This is a genomic window from Streptomyces sp. JLBT605 (genome assembly GCF_058215555.1).
On the sequence record NZ_CM177087.1, the window covers coordinates 7,041,123 to 7,059,439 of the forward strand.

15 protein-coding genes and 1 pseudogene are annotated in these 18,317 nt (G+C 69.0%); 8 read left to right on the forward strand and 8 right to left on the reverse strand.

What is annotated here, in order from left to right:
- Positions 1–56 precede the first annotated feature (56 nt).
- Entirely contained in the window at positions 57–1,421 is a 1,365-nt protein-coding gene (locus AC4BDD_RS30450; protein ID WP_490688705.1) for a cytochrome P450, read from the reverse strand.
- Between the two features lie 517 nt (positions 1,422–1,938).
- Between AC4BDD_RS30450 and AC4BDD_RS30455 the strand changes: the two genes are divergently transcribed.
- Positions 1,939–3,186, forward strand: coding sequence for a neprosin family prolyl endopeptidase (locus tag AC4BDD_RS30455; protein WP_490688706.1), 1,248 nt, complete (start codon positions 1,939–1,941; stop codon positions 3,184–3,186).
- Positions 3,187–3,257: 71 nt separating this feature from the next.
- Here the strand turns inward: AC4BDD_RS30455 and AC4BDD_RS30460 are convergent, their stop codons facing one another.
- Positions 3,258–4,220 (reverse strand): pirin family protein, encoded by a 963-nt coding sequence (locus AC4BDD_RS30460; protein WP_490691982.1) that lies wholly within the window; start codon positions 4,218–4,220, stop codon positions 3,258–3,260.
- Between the two features lie 209 nt (positions 4,221–4,429).
- Between AC4BDD_RS30460 and AC4BDD_RS30465 the strand changes: the two genes are divergently transcribed.
- From AC4BDD_RS30465 to AC4BDD_RS30475, 3 genes and pseudogenes are all read left to right on the forward strand, one after another.
- Positions 4,430–6,853 carry a protein kinase domain-containing protein gene (locus AC4BDD_RS30465; RefSeq protein WP_490688707.1) on the forward strand — a complete coding sequence of 808 codons (2,424 nt, stop codon included), beginning with the start codon at positions 4,430–4,432 and terminating at the stop codon, positions 6,851–6,853.
- Positions 6,854–6,940: 87 nt separating this feature from the next.
- Positions 6,941–7,663 carry a DUF6461 domain-containing protein gene (locus AC4BDD_RS30470; RefSeq protein WP_490688708.1) on the forward strand — a complete coding sequence of 241 codons (723 nt, stop codon included), beginning with the start codon at positions 6,941–6,943 and terminating at the stop codon, positions 7,661–7,663.
- Between the two features lie 322 nt (positions 7,664–7,985).
- A pseudogene (locus tag AC4BDD_RS30475) lies at positions 7,986–8,207 on the forward strand (hypothetical protein); the annotation flags it as partial.
- Between the two features lie 639 nt (positions 8,208–8,846).
- On the opposite strand, the gene AC4BDD_RS30480 reads toward AC4BDD_RS30475, so the two are convergent.
- A complete protein-coding gene (locus AC4BDD_RS30480; RefSeq protein WP_490688709.1) occupies positions 8,847–9,407 on the reverse strand; it encodes a nitroreductase family protein in 561 nt (186 codons plus the stop codon).
- Between the two features lie 245 nt (positions 9,408–9,652).
- The gene (locus tag AC4BDD_RS30485; protein WP_490688710.1) at positions 9,653–10,783 is read right to left on the reverse strand and encodes a methyltransferase; all 1,131 of its coding nucleotides are present in this window, start codon (positions 10,781–10,783) and stop codon (positions 9,653–9,655) included.
- Between the two features lie 1,379 nt (positions 10,784–12,162).
- Here AC4BDD_RS30485 and AC4BDD_RS30490 point away from each other — a divergent pair.
- On the forward strand, positions 12,163–13,104 hold the full coding sequence (locus tag AC4BDD_RS30490) for a sigma factor-like helix-turn-helix DNA-binding protein (RefSeq protein ID WP_490688711.1): 942 nt from the start codon (positions 12,163–12,165) through the stop codon (positions 13,102–13,104).
- A 155-nt stretch (positions 13,105–13,259) separates the two neighbouring features.
- Here the strand turns inward: AC4BDD_RS30490 and AC4BDD_RS30495 are convergent, their stop codons facing one another.
- Both AC4BDD_RS30495 and AC4BDD_RS30500 read right to left on the reverse strand, forming a co-directional pair.
- Entirely contained in the window at positions 13,260–13,784 is a 525-nt protein-coding gene (locus AC4BDD_RS30495; RefSeq protein WP_490688712.1) for a hypothetical protein, read from the reverse strand.
- A 106-nt stretch (positions 13,785–13,890) separates the two neighbouring features.
- Positions 13,891–14,514 (reverse strand): TetR/AcrR family transcriptional regulator, encoded by a 624-nt coding sequence (locus tag AC4BDD_RS30500; RefSeq protein ID WP_490688713.1) that lies wholly within the window; start codon positions 14,512–14,514, stop codon positions 13,891–13,893.
- A 119-nt stretch (positions 14,515–14,633) separates the two neighbouring features.
- On the opposite strand from AC4BDD_RS30500, the gene AC4BDD_RS30505 reads away from it, so the two are divergent.
- From AC4BDD_RS30505 to AC4BDD_RS30515, 3 genes are all read left to right on the forward strand, one after another.
- A complete protein-coding gene (locus tag AC4BDD_RS30505) occupies positions 14,634–15,305 on the forward strand; it encodes a DUF998 domain-containing protein (protein WP_490688714.1) in 672 nt (223 codons plus the stop codon).
- A gap of 70 nt (positions 15,306–15,375) precedes the next feature.
- Complete coding sequence (locus tag AC4BDD_RS30510; RefSeq protein ID WP_490688715.1) at positions 15,376–15,588, forward strand: DUF4287 domain-containing protein; 213 nt, start codon at positions 15,376–15,378, stop codon at positions 15,586–15,588.
- A gap of 792 nt (positions 15,589–16,380) precedes the next feature.
- Positions 16,381–16,521: a hypothetical protein gene (locus AC4BDD_RS30515; protein WP_490688716.1), complete on the forward strand. Its 141-nt coding sequence runs from the start codon at positions 16,381–16,383 to the stop codon at positions 16,519–16,521.
- A 107-nt stretch (positions 16,522–16,628) separates the two neighbouring features.
- Here AC4BDD_RS30515 and AC4BDD_RS30520 read toward each other — a convergent pair whose 3' ends face one another.
- Together AC4BDD_RS30520 and AC4BDD_RS30525 are read right to left on the reverse strand one after the other, a co-directional pair.
- On the reverse strand, positions 16,629–17,660 hold the full coding sequence (locus tag AC4BDD_RS30520) for a hypothetical protein (protein WP_490688717.1): 1,032 nt from the start codon (positions 17,658–17,660) through the stop codon (positions 16,629–16,631).
- Between the two features lie 69 nt (positions 17,661–17,729).
- Positions 17,730–18,245, reverse strand: coding sequence for a DinB family protein (locus AC4BDD_RS30525; protein WP_490688718.1), 516 nt, complete (start codon positions 18,243–18,245; stop codon positions 17,730–17,732).
- Positions 18,246–18,317 lie beyond the last annotated feature (72 nt).

Consider the following 18,317-nt stretch of genomic DNA (forward strand, 5'->3'; position numbering starts at 1 on the left):
GGGGGCGGGGCAGCCGCCCCGCGTGCGCGAAGAACCCGCCGGTCAGCCGCGCGGGGTCAGCGCGGGGTCAGCCTCACCCGCACCGGGCCCTCGGCTCGCAGGGTCACCCCCGTCGACATCGGGATGTCGGTGTCCACCGGCGCGACCGAGTACCGCTGGAGCAGCGAACCCAGCGTCAGCACCGCGTTCAGCATCGCCAGGTGCTGGCCCACGCAGGCCCGCGGGCCGCCACCGAACGGGAACCAGGTGTACCGCGGCCGCTCCGCCTCCTTCTCCGGCAGGAACCGGTCCGGGTCGAAGCGGTCAGGGTCCTCCCAGATGTCCGGTCGCCGCTGGATCACACCGGGGCTGACCAGCACGTCGGAGCCCTTCGGGATCAGGTACTCGCCGATCCGCACGTCCCGGTCGGGGGACCGGCCGAAGGACGGCGCCGCCGGGTACAGCCGCATCGTCTCCTTGATGACCCGGCCGAGGTACCCCAGCCGGCCCAGGTCACCGGAGCCCGGCGGCGTACCGCCCAGCACCGAGTCGACCTCCTCCAGCGCCCGCTCCTGGACTCGCGGATTCATCGCCAGCATGTGCAGCGCGAACGCCAGCGAGGTGGCGGTGGACTCGTGGCCGGTCACCAGGAACACCAGCACCTGGTCCCGGATCTCCTGCGCCGAGATCGGGTCCCCGTTCTCGTCCTTGGCCCGCGCCAGCACACTGAGCATGTCGTGCCGCTCCGACGCGCCGGCCGCCTCCGCGTCCCGGCGGGCCGCGATGATCTGGTCGCACACCTCGTAGAGTTCCTGGTGCGCCTTGAGCGCCTTCTTGTTCGTCGGGGTCGGCACCTTCCGCGGAAGGTTGACCGGCGCGAAGGCCCGCTTCACGGCGTACGCGTTGATGATGGGGAAGTTCCGCTGCACACTGCCGAGCGCGGTCTCCAGATCACTGCCCGTTCCGAACAGCAACCGGCCGATCACACGCAGGGTGTAATGGGCCATTTCGGAAGCCGCATCGACGGTGGCGTCCTCCGCGCTTTCCCAGCGCTGCGCCAATTCCTTCGCCTCGGCGGCGATATCGGTGCCGTAATTGTCCACCTGGCGCTGGCTGAACAGCGGATTGAGCAGCCGCCGCTGCCGCAGGTGCTCCTCGTCCTGGCTGGTCAGCAGGCCGTTGCCGAAGGAGTCCCGCAACTCGTCGTAGAACCGGCTGTCCTTGCGGAACGTGGACGCCGAGGAGGCGAGCACCTGCTGGGCGCCCTCCGGCGAGAACACCCCGTAGAACTGCGCCCGCATTCCCGGCGGACCCGCGACGAATCGCACCACGTCACCGTGCTCCTGCTGGGCCTTGAGATAGGTGCCCAGTGTGTCGCGCTGCAGGTCCGTCATCGAACCGAACAGCGGATGCCCGGTCGCGGTTGGTGGCTGGATGGCCATGTGGAAACTCCCCGTTGCGGCAGTCAATGAAGCATCAACTATGAACGGTGCAAGCCTATTTGATCTAGCGGCTCAGGGGGAGTGGTTGTCGGTACGCGAAATGGCGGTTCGAGTACCTGGATGTCGCGGGCCGTCTGGGGAATGTTCGTTATTCCTGGCAAATCAGCTACTGCCGGTAATGCGTGGAAAGCTGCTGTCCGTCCAGGTGAACCGGCCAGAAAGGCGACTGCCGCAGCGCGGAGAGCGACGACGACACTACCCCCGGTCGCCCCTGCCGCCGCTGATCGGCTCGGTCAGGTGGCCAGGTGGTCAGGCGGTCAGCGCCGCAAGCTCCGCGTTGGCGCCCCGAGTGCCGCGCCGGTCACACGAACGGACGGCGTGCGCGGAGTGAAGTGGCATATTACCCTTGAGGGCAAGTGAGTCGTCACCGACGTGTCGCCGGTACGCACTCCCGACGATCCGGGATCCGGCCACCGATAAGGCGGCCACCGATTCCAGACCCGGGAGCGTCACCCTCATGACCACTACCCTTTCCCCGCAGCCCTTCGATGCATTCCTCAAATCCGTGGCGTCGGCGAGGTACGAAGAAGTCCGCCAACTGCCTGGCGCGGCAGTCGAAAGCGCATCCGCCTTCGAGGAAATGCAGGCGTATGTCATGGATCTGTACAAGGGCGTGAGCGCCGTCGAAAGCTTCGTCGAAACTGACGGTCAGGTCATCGACTGCGTCCGTGAGGAACTGCATCCCGCCGCGCAGCGCTGGGGCGGTCTCGCCGTCGCCCCCGCCGAGGGCCCACCTCAGGTGGCCGAAGGTGACGAGTCGACCCCGCCTGACCCGAGGTCGCGGGAGACCACGCATCCACGACCGCAGGGTCCATGGACTGCTCGGACCCTGCCCGCCGGCACCACGCCGCTGTACCGCACCACCCTGTCGAGGCTGTGCCGATTCCCGAACCTGGCGGACTTCTCGGCGAAGGACAACCACATCGCCTTTGCGGCACCTGCCGCCGCCGAGGCACCGGCATTCGCGCTCCAGCAGCGATACGCGACCGGCGAGCAGAATATCAATTGCCTGGGCGGATCAAGCAAGCTCAATGTGTGGAACCCGCTCGCCGGGGCGAGTCAGGTGACTTTCAGTCAGCAGTGGTACTCCGCGGGACACGAAGCCACCGTCCTGCAGACCGTGGAATGCGGTTGGCATGTCGAGGTCGAGCGGTACGGAAACGCAGCACCCCATCTTTTCGTCTACGCGACCCGGGAGACCTACCACGTCGGCCACTCCTTCTACAATCTGGAAGGTGGTGTGTTCCGCCTTGTCGCCAACCCTTATGTGACTCCGGGAGTCCCGCTGCAGTTTTCTCAGACCGGCGGATCCCAGGTCGAGTACAAGATGGGCTTCTATCTCACCAACAACGCGTGGTGGTTCTACTTCGACGACCATCCGATCGGCTGCGTCCCGGCATCATGGTTCGGCAACGGTCCGCTGAGCACCGGAGCCACTCGGGCCAAATTCGGCGGCGAGGTCGCAACCAAGCTCGCGATGTGGCCCTCGATGGGTTCCGGGCAGCACGCCGCGAAGGGCTTCGGCCAAGCCGCGTACCAACGGGCGGCAGCGGTAAACCCCGTAAGCGGCGGCGCGGTGTACGCGACCTTGTCGGACGCGGGATCGGTCAGCGGCCCCTGCTACTCCGTTCAGATCACCAACAACACGACGTCCGACTGGGGCACCTACCTGTTCTTCGGTGGCCCCGGCGGGAACGGCTGCTGAGCCGTCCGATCAACGGTTTTCCGGACCGCGCCCCGGTGTGGGTGCCCGCTCATGGCCCCTTTCGGAGGGGGTCAGCGACGTGGAGGGTTCCTCCGCGGCCGCATGGTGGCGTTCGGCAGGGCGGGGGCCGGAAGGCGGTCTCCCGGGTATCCCTCCACGGTGCCGAAGCGGTCGGAGGAAGCTTCCCACTCTTCCCGGGCCCGGACGATGTCCTCGTGGGTGCGGCCGACGAAGTTCCACCACATGACGATCTCCTCCTCGAAGGGGGCGCCGCCGAGCAGGATCGTCCGCGCCGGGCCATCCGACTCGTTGACCAGCGTCAGGGTGTCGGCACCGCACGGGAGGTAGCCCAGCTCCGCCGGGCGCAGCGGGGTGCCCGCCATGCGGATCTCGCCGCTGTCCACGAGGAGGCCGTGTTCGAATGCGGTGTCCACGGCGAGGGTGGTCGCCGCTCGCGGTTCGAGGGTGATCTCGGCACCGAGCAGCGGTGTGAAGGTCCGTACCGGAGAGGCGTCCGCGGCGAGCGAGCCGAGGAAGACCTTGATCTCGGCCCCGTCGATCCGCACCGGCACGGGTACGTGGTGCTGGAAGTCGCGTGCGGTGTTGCGGTGCTCCTGGGGCAGTGCCACCCACAGCTGGACGCCGTGGAGGACGGTCGTGCGGGGGGTGGAGACCTCCGAGTGGGCGATGCCGTACCCGCCCGTCATGAGGTTCAGCTCACCGGGCCGGACGAGGGCATGGGTGCCCAGGCTGTCCCGGTGCTCGACCTCGCCGCTGAACAGCCAGCTCACCGTCTGCAGGCCGGTGTGCGGGTGCGGGGCGACGTCCATGCCGCCGGTCCGGGTGACCTCGTCGGGGCCGTAGTGATCGGCGAAGCACCAGGCCCCGATCAGCGTCCGGCCCCGCTGCGGCAGCGTCCGCCGCACCCTCATCGCACGTGGGCCGCCCAGTGGCACGTCCCGCGCGGAGAGTACCTCGCCCCGCGGTGTCGCCTCGGCCGGACGCCTGTCGTCGACCAGCGCCCCACACGTCATCTCTGCGGGCCGGACTTCCAGGTTGGTCACCGAGACCACCTCCCGGTTGGTTGGCAATCACGAGGTAGTTGAACACTATGCCAACCTGGGGGCCGGTGGTAGCGCAGCGGAGCCGTGGCGCATGCCGGCGCGGCAACGACCACGGCCGGCTCACTTCCCGCCCCTCGTGGGGTTCACTCGATGATCTTCGTGGAGGTTCACCCGAACGTGTGGCGGGCACCAGGCGTGCCCGGTTGCGGATCAACGAGCTGTGTACGTTGCCGCAGGTGCGGCGGATCGGGGAGTTCACCCTGGAACGGCGGCTGGGGGCCGGCGGCATGGGGGTCGTTTACCTGGCGCGCAGTGCCGCGGGGCGGCAGGTGGCGCTGAAAGTGATTCGCCCCGAGTACGCCGACGACCCGCGCTTCCGAGCCCGGTTCCGGCGCGAGGTGGCCGCGGCCCGCAAGGTGAGCGGTGCCTTCACGGCGTCCGTGGTGGATGCCGATCCGAACGGCGACCCACCCTGGCTGGCCACCCAGTACGTCATCGGCGAGTCCCTGGCCGCGCGCGTGCGGACCGGCGGCCCCCTGCCGACCGCGGACATCGCTCGACTGGCCGGCCAACTGGCGGAGGCGCTGCGCGACATCCACCGGCAGGGCATCGTGCACCGGGACCTGAAGCCGGCCAACGTCCTGCTGGCGGACGACGGCGTCCGGGTGATCGACTTCGGCATCGCCAGATCCGTGACGCAGAGCCGGGCATTGACCCGCAGCGGCAGCATGGTCGGCACCCCGGCATTCATGGCACCCGAACAGTTGAACGGGCCGCAAGGGATCTCCCCAGCGACGGACGTGTTCGCGCTGGGCAGCGTGCTGGCCTTCGCCGCCCTCGGCCGCAGCCCTTTCGAGGATCCCGACGCGGCCGGCGTGGAGCCGATCGCGGTCGCCTTCGCCATCGTGCACAAGGATCCCGACCTGGCGGGGGTACCCGGCCCGTTGCGTGCCCTGGTCTCCCGCTGTCTGGCCAAGGAGCCCGGTCGGCGGCCCGGCACGGACGAGGTGCTGCGCCTGGCCGCCCGGATCGGCGAGTCCATGAGCGACGCCGGCCCGGCCTGCCCCGCGCGGAGTCGCCGCCGGGGCGGCCGGGGCAGGGTGTCGGCCGTCGCCCTGGCCGTCCTCGCCGCCCTGCTGGTCGAGGGCGACGCCCAACGGCCCGGACTCCCAGCGGGTATCGGCTGCGCCGAGGGCCTGCGGAGCATCGGGGACGACAGGACACGCAGCTGCGTCGGTCTGCTGGCCCACGGCTCGTCGTCGCCCCCTGGCCTCGGGTCCTCCGACACCCTGGCGCCGGTGCTGACACGGATCGTCGCGGAGAACCGGCGGGTGGTCGACGCGTCCGCCGGGCCCGGCGCACGGCCGTTCGTGTCCGTCGTCTACATGACGCCGATCACCGCGGAGTACGACGGCACCAGCCTGATGGAATCCGTCCGCCACGACCTGGAGGGCGCCTACCTGGCGCAGCGCCAGGCCAACGCCACGTCGGACGGGGCACGGATCAGGCTGCTGTTCGCCCAGACCGGCGGCACCGCCGAGCAACGGGAGTACACCGTCGGGCAGGTCCTCGGCCGCCGACGTGCCGACCGGATCGTGGCCGCGGTCGGCCTGGGCGGCAGCACCGCCTCCAGCCAGGACATGGTCGGCAAGCTGACAGCCGGCGGGCTGCCCGCGTTCGGCTCGGTTCTCACCGCGGACTCCTGGTCGGGAACCCCCGGCCTGGTGCGCGTAGGGCCCGTCAACGCCGACCAGGCGGCCGCCGCCGTACGGTTCCTGTCGGCGAGCGAACGCGCCGACGACAGGATCCTGTTCGTCCAGGACGTCGCCACCGGGGACCAGTACACCAGCACCCTGGCCACACAGTTCCGCGCCCGCATCCCGGCCGACCGGCTGGTCGGCGAGGTACCGACGTTGTTCGACTCGTCGCAGCCCGGGCTGACCGACACCTTCCGCACCCAGCTGGCCGATCTGTGCGCGTCGCGGCCCGACGTCGTCTACTTCGCGGGCCGCGGCACCTCGCTGCCCGCCTTCCTCACCGCGCTCGCCGACCGCCCGTGCCGGAATCACCGTATGACCGTGCTCTCGGGGGACGACACCGTCATGGTCACCCGCACCGACGGCTTCGGCTCCGACGAACTGGCCGCGACCTTGCGCACGGGCCGGATCGACCTCGTCCACACCGGCCTTGCCCACCCCGGAGCCTGGGACGCCGCCCCGCAGGCGTTCGATCCGGAGACCGTCGCCCCCTTCCGGGACGGCACTTTCGCCGCGGCGTTTCCGGACAGCGGCCTGGAGGACGGGCGGGCGATCATGATGTACGACGCCCTGCTGACGGCCGCCCGGACCATTTGGATCACCCGCGCCGTCTCCGACCCCACCGCCGCCGACGTCTACCGGACCCTGTCCGCGCTGCGCGAGAAGCGGGCGCTGCCGGGCGCGAGCGGCTGGATCGCCATCGCCGGCGACGGCGGACCGCAGGACAAGGCCATCCCCATCATCCGCATCGAGCCCAGCGGCCGCACGACCACGCTGGCGGTCGCCTCGGCCGACGGCACCCCGTACGTCCCCGCCGAGGCGTCCGGCCCTCGGCATCGCCCGTGAACGGCCCGCTGGGCCTCACGGTTCCTGAGCAGTGCGGGCAGCGCACCCCGGCCCCCGGTGTCAGTGGGCGCTGGCACGATGCGCGGCATGACTTCCGCCACCGCGGCCGATTACGGCTGGATACGTTCCTCGTCCTCGCTTTTCGCCTACGGACTGGAGGTCGGGTACACCCTGACGCTGGTACGGGGAGTCTCGCCTTCGGAGTTGTTCCGGATCGTGGGCACCGAGCCGCGAGGTGTGTGTGCGGGGATCAACGAACTCATCGAGGAGCAGCAGGAGTTCCTGGGCCGGTACGAGGAGTGGCCCGAGGCTTTCCTCGCAGGAGTGTTCACCGCGCGGGGCGAGGGAGGGGAGTGGACTCTCGCTCTGGAGTTCGGAGGCGATCTGGGCACCCGCCCACGCCTCATGGAGGCACTCTCCGCCGGCACGCGTGCTGTCTCGCATTCGAGCAACGGGGGCAAGCCCATGGACTTCTTCCACTGGTACGAAGAGGGCGAATTGCGAACCGCCTTCGAGCGGCCCGCGGAGAGAACCGGCAGCACCCCCGATGAGCTGAACGCCGTGATGATGGAGGTCGGCCTCAACCCATCGGGGGACGAAGATCCCGACGTCGACACCAAGGCAGCGGTCCTCGCGCTGACAGAGCGCCTCACCGGCGTGCGGGTAACCGAGAAGCTCCTGGCGGAGGCCGAGTACCAGGTGGGGGAAGTCCCGGAGGAACCCGCCGAAGAGTGGGAGAGCGTCACCATCGACATCACGGACGCGCACGGCGAGCGGACATACGTACAGCTGCGGCGAGATCAGCTCTGACACAAGAGGTGCCGTCAGCCACCGACACTTCCGTCTCGCCCGACAAGCCACCAGGATGGCCGACCGCTCCGAGGACGCGGCACCGGACGAGCTGTGGGAGGAGCTGCGCGCGCACTTCATTCTCGAACCGCCGTTCAGCCGCACGCTACCTGGCCCGGACCCACCTCAAGCTCGCTCGCCGGTACGGGAACAACGGGACGTTCTGTCTCTTGCTCAGAGTCGATGACTCGGACGCGTACGGGCCGGACATGGTGCGACAGGCGATCGAGCACCGCCGACGCAATGACAGAAGTTTCTCGGTGACCGAATTGTGTGCGCCTGAATCACGCAGTCGTACTGGAACGGCGGCAGCTTGCGCAGGAGCCCGGTAGTGCGCGCCGTCCAGGAATGCCCGCAGGCCGTGCTGCGGAACGGCACGGTCGGCCTGGCCCCGCTCGGGCACGACCTGGTCGTCCCTAGGCTCCCTGGTCTGTCCTCTCGCGCATGTTCGCCTGGATGTGTGCCAGGGCTTCCACGGCCGGCAGATGCGTCAGGCCCTCCGTGAGGGGTAGGTGCGAGGGGCAGAACCACTCGCAGTGCTCCGGGTGACCAGCCCGGTCATCCGGACACGTCGTTGTGTGCCGAAAGCTCACGAGGGTGAAGTCCTCGTATTCGAAGCCTGAATGCTGGTACGGAACACGGCATATAGCGCAAAAGGGCGGCATCATCGGGCGCTCTCACTCTCTGGCGGGTCGACACCTGATTGCCGATCACAGTAACCAACCGCAAAGGCTGAGCCAGAGTTCCTGCTCGCGTACAGAGTCAACGAGACGATCCCGCGCGAGGAACGACCGTAACGACCGTCTCATGGCTGCACGCGGCCACCTCGGTGCTCAAGCGGCGAAGGCAATCCGTTCAGCCGAGGATTGCGATGGCTTCGAGCATCTTGCCGGGAGTCCAGTCGACGACGTAGACGGTCAGTTTCGCCACATCGTCGGGCCGCCCACAGGTGCGTGGTCAGGCCCCCGGGCTCGGCCATGTCCCCGGGCAGGTCGAGCGGCTTGCGGGTGACGTGCACCTGGAGCACATCCTGGTCGCCGGCGCCGACCGCGTGGGTGTCCACCCTCGCCGGACTCTACCTCCGTGCCTCGATGATCTGGATCGAGGACCTGGCCCGGCCCGCTCAAGGATCACGACTCGGTTGTTACTCCGCCGGTGACCAGGGACCGGAGCGCAAGTCCGCGACGCTGCGCCGGTCACGACCCTCCGGAGGTCCGCCAGCCGCCTTGCCCACCGCGACCATGGAGACGATCACCCAGCCCGGGTTCGGGTCCAATTCCTTGGTGAGCCCCTCCAGGTCGAAGGCCCGGAATTGGTGCGTAGCCAGTCCCATTGCCTGGGCCTGAACAGTCATGTGTGCGATGGCTTGGCCGAGGTCGTAGTCCGCAAACTCGGAGTAGAGCAGCTGCGTGTCATCGACGTGCCGACGCGTCAGTGTGACGACGAGCAGGCCCGCATCCGTCGCCCAGCGGGCCGAGCTCGGCGCAAGGTGAGGGAGTACCCGGTCGTGCTCCGGCTCGCCGGGCCTGCCGGTGAAGAAGCCCCACGGCTGGGAGTTCCCCGCCGACGGTGCCCACCGCGCGGCCTCCAGCAGCAGCCTGAGGGTGTGGTCGTCGACAACCGTCGACGGATCGAACCGGTAGGGGCTGAAGCGCCCGGCAAGCAGTGGGTGTATGCCGCTGGGCGACTCCTGTGGATGGTGCATGTTCCGCTGCAACCGGCGACCGCGAGGGCTTATTCCGGCCGGTGCGAGCGCAGGCACCGCACGTCAGTTGATCTCCTCCGGCACGCCAAGTCCGCGCGGGCAGGAGGCGGCCTCCCCGTCCTTCCAGCTGATCCTCGAGCCTGGCGAGGGATCGAGTCATCCCGTGGGCGTGGCGAGGTCGCCCACGGGATGTGCTCACCTGGTGAACGCGGAGGCGAGATGCCGTCGCGTGATCGGGGTGCCGGTCAGGTTGTCAGACGCCAGAGGGACGTGGTCTCGGCGCCTCGTGCTGTGTGGAGTGGGTCGGTGGCGTCCTGGGAGCGTGGGTGCCGGGGCTTGGTGTCGATCTTGTCCACGATGCGGAGGTGTGCTGCCCGGATGGCGTCGAGCAGTTGCTGACGTGTCCGCAGACCGAGGTGCTCTGCCAGGTCGGACAGGATGAGCCAGCCCTCGCCACCTGGCCGGAGGCGGGCGGACAGTCCCGTGAGGAAGCCGTGGAGCATGGTGCTGTCCGGGTCGTAGACGCCTTGCTCGATGGGGCTGGTCGGACGGGCGGGGAGCCAAGGCGGGTTACACACGATGAGGTCGGCGCGGCCTTCGGGGAACAGGCCGGGACCCGACACCTCGATACGGTCGGTCAGTGCGAGCCGGTGGGCGTTCTCCCTGGCGCAGGCCAGGGCGCGTGGGCTGATGTCGGTGGCCACGACGCGGTTGATGCCGCGGCGGGCCAGGACCGCGGCGAGGACGCCGGTTCCCGTGCCGAGATCGAACGCCGTACTGGTGTCGGGACTGTGCAGGGCCGCCGGTGGCAGAGGCGTATGGGCGACCAGGTCGACGTACTCGCCTCTGACCGGCGCGAACACGCCGTAGTGGGGATGGATGCGAGTGCCGAGCGCCGGCACGTCGACCCCGTTCGAGCGCCATTGGTGAGCGCCGAGCACTCCCAGCAGTTCCCGGAGAGAGACCGCCGTGGGTCCCTTTGGGGGGCCGTAGGCTTCCAGACACGCCTGGCGGACGTCAGGAGCTCGGCGCAACGCCAGGGTGTAGTCGTCGTCCAGCAGCACCAGGAGCTTTCCGAGGACACGGGCGCGGTGACTGCTGTTGCGTCGGTGCAGGCGGAAGGACTCGCTCAGGGAAGTGCTGGAACTGGGCGTTTTGCGGTCGATGCGGCGGCCCATCGCCTGCAGCAGTTGCCGGGCGTTGTGGAAGTCGCCTTGCCAGAGCAGGGCCGTTCCCTCACACGCCTGGCGGTAGGCGTCGTTGGCCTTCATCCGGTCGTCGGCGACGACGGTCCGCCGTGGAAGGGGGGCGGCGTTCTCGGAATGCCAGCGGGCGGACTGTTGGGTGTTGCCTGTGGTCCAGTGGATCGTGGACACCACGTACTCCTCGTGGTCGAACGTGCAGGGGCACGAAGAGCACTTCGACGGGGAGCAGGCCGAACGCACGCCTGGCCATCGGACAGGCGTGTGCGTTGAGGCAGGTGGCCGTTACCGCTCTCGCGTCGAAGCGCGAGAGCGGACGTCCCAGACAACCATGCCGAGCATCAGGGTCAGCCCTTTCGGAGGAGTGGCAGCAGGCTCGCACAGGTGCTGCTCGGCTTCCAAACACACCAGCCCGGCCAGGTCAGCGGGTGGGCTTCTTCGTCCGCTGAAACGGTCGGTGGCGGTGCCATGGTGGCAGTGGACCGGCTGGGGGCGGCTTGGGAGAGGAATCGGCACCCCGTCCCGGTGCGGGTTCGCGTGGAGTTGCCGCTGCCCGGGCCTGCCGGAGGGGCGTGCTCGGCGAGCGAGAGCGGCGGGCAGGCGGGCTGGCTGCGCAGGAACCGCCCGGTCCAGTCCCCGCGCCATCACCGTGCCGGTCGTCCGCGTCGGCGGCCGGCGAAGCCGCTCCAGCTCCGAGATCCGCGAACCCTGCAGCACCTGCACCAGCTCGCCGGCAGCGCCGCATCGGCCCGGAACGACCGCCCGACCCCGGGAAGGCCGGCCCCGCTATGGCGGCCGCCGTTCCAGACCCGCGGCCGACCGCACCCGCCGCTCCGGTGCAGCGACGGACCTTGCCGGAAACCGTCGCGCGTTTCCCCAGCCCGACGTCGTCCTGGACGGATGAGCCGGCCCCGTTCGAGGCGGTCCGTGCAGATCGGCGGCCGGGAGCCCGCCGGTCGGCCCCTATGGCGGCGGCCGCCGCCCTCAGCCGGGCTGGGACGAGTGTGCCGCTCACCGGATCGGGGCAGCGGCCGTCGTCGCACCTTCCGTGTGGGCGACGAATGGCAGCTAGCAGGGCACGGGGCCGGAAGAGGCGGCTCTGCTGTAGGTGACTCGGAAGTGGATACGACCGATGGCCGATCGCCTTCACCCGGGTGTCAGGGGCGATGGGCATACTGACGGGGAGTGGACGGAACCGTGGGGGTGTGAGTGCAGGAGCAAGTACCCGCATCCAGACGCGGCCGCGCGTGGAGTGACGCGGAGGATGCTCGGCTTGTTGACGGTGTGCGGGAGGGGCTGGCTCTTCAGGAGCTCGCTGAGCGGCATGGCCGTTCGGCGCGGTCCGCGCCCGCCTGGCTCGGTTCGTTGCGCAGCCCGACCCGGCTGGTGATGAGGCTCTGGGCTGGCTTAGGGCGCGGTTCGACCTGGATCCCGCCTATTCGTGGCGGAGCGTGCGGGACGAACAGCGCCGCCGAGAGCGGCGCGGGCGCCTGGTACGTGACCAGCGCATCTCTACCGCAGGTGGATCGGCGGAGGCTGCTGGAGCTGCCGAGGTGCTGACCGAATGGGAGCAGGTGACGGGTCATGCACTACGACCGGAACGCCGCAAGGTCTTTCTCGCCCGGGAGGCAGTACAAGACCTGACGGTCCTGGCTCCGACCGTGCGGCAGGCAGCGGCCCGCCGACTGTGGCAGGACGGCGAACGGCTGTTGCTGGACGACTGGCTGCTGGAGTGCATGTGCCCCGGAGCTGTGAGCATGACGGCTGACTGGGACCTGATCGCCGAGCGGGACGCCGACACGGTACTGGTGCTGCGGGAACTCGTTGCTGCGGCCGTGGAAGAGATTCCCAGAGACCGGGATCGAGAGGTCCTGTCGAGGCGTCTCGGCCTGCACGACGAGCCGGCGCAGACGCTGGAGAAGGTGGCCGATGCCCTGGGGATCTCGCGGGAACGGGTCCGCCAGCTGCAGACGAGGGCGATCCGCGGCATGGCCAATACGGCCGCCCCGGCCACCACGAAGGCCCGTGCGGTGCTGGCTGCGCTGAGCTGCGTGGATCGCCTACCAGCGGATGAAGAACCTTCTGCACCCGAACGCCTGCTCGACTTGGCCGACGTTCTGATTCCCTCTGTAGCGCCGAGGCAAGCGGTGCCTCTTCTGGCCCGGCTGGCTGGCACCGATAAGGTGCGCGCCGACAACCTTGCGGCCGAGGCAGCGACGATACGCATGCTGCGCCACGAGGCCGCCCGTCGCGAAGCAACGCGGCAGGGACGCGTCGATCGCGCTTCGCGACGCTGGGCCACTCTGGCGGCCGATGTGAAGTGGTTCGGGACGCCCGAACCGGCCCCGCCACGCGCGGAGCTGGAGGCGCTCAGGGAGGAGAACAGCGCGGGCAGAGAATTCGGGATGTGGCGCTGTCCGAAGTTGGGCCGGGATGTGGCGTATGAGTCAGAGACGGAGTTGCAGATGCTCAGCTTCGCGCCGCAGATCGCGTAGTCGATGAACGCCTGCTTGCCGTCAGCGACTTCCGGATTGTGCTGGACGTAGGTGTCGCCGGCGTACTGCTCGATGGCCTCGGCTGGGCGGCACTGATTGAACATCTGTTCGTAGAACGCGGCCGCCGGACACGTCCGCGATTCTGACCCCACTCGTCAGAAGCGCGGCCCGACAGTGGGATGCGAGACCAAGGCACAGGCCGCGATCTGCAGTTGCGCTTCCCATGCCGCCTTGTCGACCCCCAGCGTGTACTCGATGCAGCACGCGCATGGCGGGAGCAGTGCCACGAATGCTTGCTCCTCAGGGGTCTCGACTTGCATCTCCGACCACTCGTCCGATACCAACTCGGCAAGGTCCACCTCCCCGGCGGAGAATCGCGTGGCCAGCCTGCGCAGCGCGTATCGTCGGGCCAGGTGGTGATCGGGCAGATTGATCCCCAACTCTTCGAGAGCCTGCTCGAATGCGTCACGGATGTCCCGGGGGTCCGCATGACGCGGCAGGCCAGCGAGCTCGCGCAGGGTCGGCGTGTCCATTCCCATTGCGAGTGCCTGGGCAGCGGTCATCGGCAGGTCTTCCAGACACACCTGATCCGCCTGATACAGCCACGCTGTCTCCACCACGGGCGGATAGGCGCTGCGGACAGGGCTGTCAGGTTCGGATGTGTCGTCTGTCGCGGCCATGGTTCATACGATGCCAGCACGGCTCGCGAGAGAGCCCGGAAGTTAGTCTTCGTGCGGTGCCCGGTAGACGTGCGTGTCACCGGTGGCGGCCGGTCAGGCGGCCGTGTTAGCGGTATGCGGCAATGAAGGCCCGGACGCCCGCGTCGGCGTAGCGGTCGAGTTCGGATTGGGTGTGTTGTGGGCTGCCGTGGAACATGGCTTTGTTCACGGGGATCCACAGGAGCAGGCCGGAGAAGTGGTTGGCGGCCAGGAGTGCGTCGTCGATTCGCAGCAGACCCTGGTCGGCCAGGCGGCGGAACGTGTCGGCCAGGGTGGCCAGGACCCGTTCGAATCCTTGCTCGTACCAGGTGGCGCCCAGTTCAGGGAAGGTGTCGGCGTTGGCGATGATGAGGCGCCGCAGCTGGAGCACCTGGGGCTGGGTGAGGGCGGTCAGGAACTGGCGGGCCAGCCGGAGCAGGTCCTCCTCCAGCGAGTCCGCGTCGGCGGGGATGTCGGCCACCAAGTCGATCATGGCATCGATCCGGTCGGTGGTGGCCAGGACGATCTCGGCGAACAGCTTCTCCTTGTCGGCAAAGTGCTTGTACACCGTCTGCTTGGACACAGCGGCCAGCTTGGCGATGTCGTCCATGCTCGTGCCGGCGTAACCCTTCGCCATGAATGCCGCTGTCGCGGCGTCCATGATCGCCTGGTGCTTGCGGGCAGAGCGTCCGCCGGGTCCGTTCGTTTCCATGTCTTCTTCCTCCGAGCGGACGGTACTGGACAGTCCAGTTCCGTAATGGCTACTGTACCGTCCTGGCCGGCAGTACTGGACAGTCCAGTTCTTGCCTTGTCGGCTTAGGGGGATTTCACATGACTCAGACGATCCGCGTAGCGGTCACCGGCCGCGCTGCCCCGGCTCCGTTCGCCACGCGTGTGCTACTCGCCTGCGGGGCGGTGGCAGGACCGCTGTTCCTCGGGCTGGGGGTGATCGAGGGGCTGACCCGCACCGGCTTCGACTTCACCCGAAACGCCATCAGCCAGCTCAGCCTCGGCTCGCTGGGCTGGATCCAAGTCGCCAGCTTCCTGATCACCGGCACGCTGGTCACCGCTGGTGCGGCGGGACTGCGGCGGGCGATCGGCCACACCAGCGGCGGCACCTGGGCGCCACGCCTGCTCGGCGTCTTCGGCGCATCCTTCCTGCTCGCCGGAGTGTTCACGGCGGATCCTGGTGCAGGATTCCCGGCCGGTACGCCGGACGGCCCGGCCGCACTGAGTGGACACGGGACGGTCCACATGCTCAGCGGCACGGTGGGTTATCTCGCGCTGTGCGCCGTGTTCTTCGTGCTGGCCCGGCACTTCACCGCCCAGGGCCAGCGCGGCTGGGCCCTGGCCTACCGCCTCCTGCCGGTGGGAATCATCGCAGGGTTCGCCGGATCCGCCACCACGGTCGCGGCTTTCACCGCCGCAGCGTCCCTCGGCCTGCTCGCACTCACCGCAGCCATCGTCCGGCTGGCCAGCTCCGCTCCGACCGCCCAGCGTTAGCGGCTCCACCTCCCGCAGACGAAGCAACAAGCTGAGAACCAAAGCGCCCAGACAGACAGGATGCCTCGTCATGACCGCACCGGTGAAAGGCCCCGCCAGCTACTTCCCGTCGATCGAGAAGAAGTACGGCCGCCCGATCGAGGAGTGGAAGGAGTTGATCCGCACCTCGCCCCTGACCAAGCACATGGAACTCGTCGCGTGGCTCAAGTCCGAGCACTCCCTCGGCCACGGGCACGCCAACGCCCTTGTCGCCCACACCCTCGCCGAGCGCGCCAGCAACTAAACCGGGACCGGGTGTGGGACCTGCAGGCTGCGGAACCCACGCCCGGTCCCGGGTGCTGTCCGTTCTCGTGAACAGAACCAGCCCTGCATCATCACCGGCATCGGCGTCGGACTGGTCATCGCCCCGATCGTCGCCGCCGCAACCACCAGCGTCGCCCCCAATCCACTTCCCTCAACCGCGCGACACCCGAACGGATCGCCGAGCAAGCCCTGTTGATTGACCCTCGGCAGCGCGAGTTTCGTCGACCACCGCGACCCCAAGGCCGCGCAGGCCACAACCCGCCAGGCCCTGGCCGCTCTCGACCCGGACGAGTTCCCCGTACTGGCCGGCCACCTGGCCCAGATCCTGCCCGCCGTCATCGACCACGGCGGCCGGACAGGCGGGCCTCAGCCGCCCACGCGAGCCGCGCCGGCGACCAGGACGTGCTCCAGGTGGCGTCACCCGCTACCCACTCGACCTACCCGGCGACATGGCCGAGCCCGAGGGCCTGACCACACACCTGTGGGCCGCCGTTCCTCTGCGTGGCAGGAGATCGAGGCCAGCGTCCCAGCCGACCAGGCCGACCGGATCCGGACCGACCACGCCATGCAGGCGCATCTGGTCCGATCACCGTCGCCGCGCTCGACGAGACCATGGCGGCCTTCCTGTCCGCCGACGAGCCGACCAGGCGGGCGCATGTCGAGTGGTTTGTCGAGCGCGGTTGTGTGTGGGGGCGGGCGACGGCAGTGCGACGCTGACTGAGGAGGGACGACGCGCCTACGAGCGGGTCTCCGAGAGGTCCGGAGCCCTGAGATGCGGATGATGGAGTGCCTCTCGGCCGACGAGCACGAGGTGCTGATGGATCTGCTCCAGCGGATCGCCACCCACCTCGACGCCCTGGCGGCCGAAGCACCCCGACAGCAGCTGTCAACCACTTCTCCCTGCGAGTCGTGAGTGCCTCGTCGGTGTCGTCGCGGCGTCGGAGCATCCTCCAGGAATGGGTCCAGGGACCGAGTCCGTCAGGTCGCCACGGCCAACGGCCGGGTGGTCAGCCGCTCGGATCAGGCCGATTCCGCGGCCCCGGCCGGCTCGTCGCCCTGTTCGGTCTCGAACGACCTCAGACCGTCTTCCAGCGCGTCGAGTGTCTCCTCAGCCAAGTCGCGCAGGAAGCCGGGGCACACCCACGCGTCCAGGTGCTCCTCTTCGCCGCCCTCTTCGTCTTCCTCGTCCCATCCGTCGTACTCCGCGAGCTCGGCCCGGCCGCCCGGGCTGCGCAGCAGGTAGCCGACCTGGTTCACAAAGTCCGGATCGCCGGTGTCGGGGTGTTCACCGGGACCGTGGGTGCACGGGGCGTCGCCCAGCAGCGGAACGGCGGCCCTGACCCCCTTGATCATCGCGTCCAGGACCGAGCGGTCGGTGATCCTCTCCGACGCCGCGTACCAGCAGGTCGCGTTCATGGTCACGAGGTAGCCGGCCAACACTCCGCGGGTCGGCCGGGCAGGAAGACCGGCCGCCTCATCGGCCAGCACCTCATGCGGATCGCAGTAGGGGTAGTCGTTCACGATCCCCGAGAGGGTGCTGATGCGACTGTGGTGGTACTTCGGTGCTCCCGCCGGGATCCGGCGGACGGTGAGCGGGGCGATCACCTCCGCGGCAAGGCGGGCCCAACCCACGACGTTGCCGGGGCACAGCACCGGGTCGGCATCGGCGTTGGGGTGGGCGTCCCGCGCCGCGAGTCCACCGGCCAGCAGCCCGTGGTCACCGCTCCAGATCTCGTCCTCCAACCGGTCCATCTCGGCCTCGTACGGGTGGCCGTCGTGCGGGCACGGCCGACCGCCCAGCGCCTCGGCCGCGGCGCGCAGGGCTTCGAGGGCGGCACGCTCGGCCGCCTGTCCCGGACGCCAGGCGAGGTAGCCCGACAACGCCACCAGCCCGGACACCCACACATGTGCCCGCTCCCCGCCCGGGTCGGCGGCCAGTCTGCGGGCGCAGGCCAGGACGAGGGCGTCCGCCTCGTCGGCCGGGGAGGTGTCGCGGATGCGCTGCCAGGCGTCGGCGAGCTGGTCAACGGTGAGGTCGGTCGTATCGATCATGGTCGAGACGACGGTGCACACGTCCGTTGCGGTTCCCAACGTCCCCCAGAGCCACCCATCGGACACCCGCTAGTAGTACCCCTTCGCCCCGTCGAGCAGCTCTCTCACGATGTCCGCGTGCCCCGCGTGCCGTCCGGTCTCTTCCACGAGATGGATGAGCATCCAGCGGAGGTTGGCGTTGCCGGCCCGGTAGTCGGGGTGGCGGCCGACGTCGTCCAGGGATGCCTCGGCCACGATCTCGTTGCTTCGGACGCACTGGGCCTCGTACTCCGCGAGCAGCTGCCGCAGCGAGATGCCGTCGGTGCGCCAGTCCGCGTCCTCGCCCGTCGAGTCGAAGGACGGGTTCTGCGTCTTGTCGCCACCCAGGAACAGCACCTCCAGCCAGGTGTGCTCGACCCACCGCATATGGCTGATGAGCCCGGCCATCGTCATCGCCGGCGAGGTCGGGATGACGGAGCGGTGCGCGTCAGCCTCGCTCAGGCCCTCGCATTTCCATCTCAAGATCTGCCGTTGCAGATCCAGCCAGCCGATGAGCGCGGTGCGTTCGTCGGCCTGCAAAGGGGGACGCTCGAGTGAAGGTGACATGCCTGCACGTTAGGGCGCTCGGTCTCCGGATGCCGCCTGATTTTCGATTCAAGATCCGCCGGACAGGCCCTA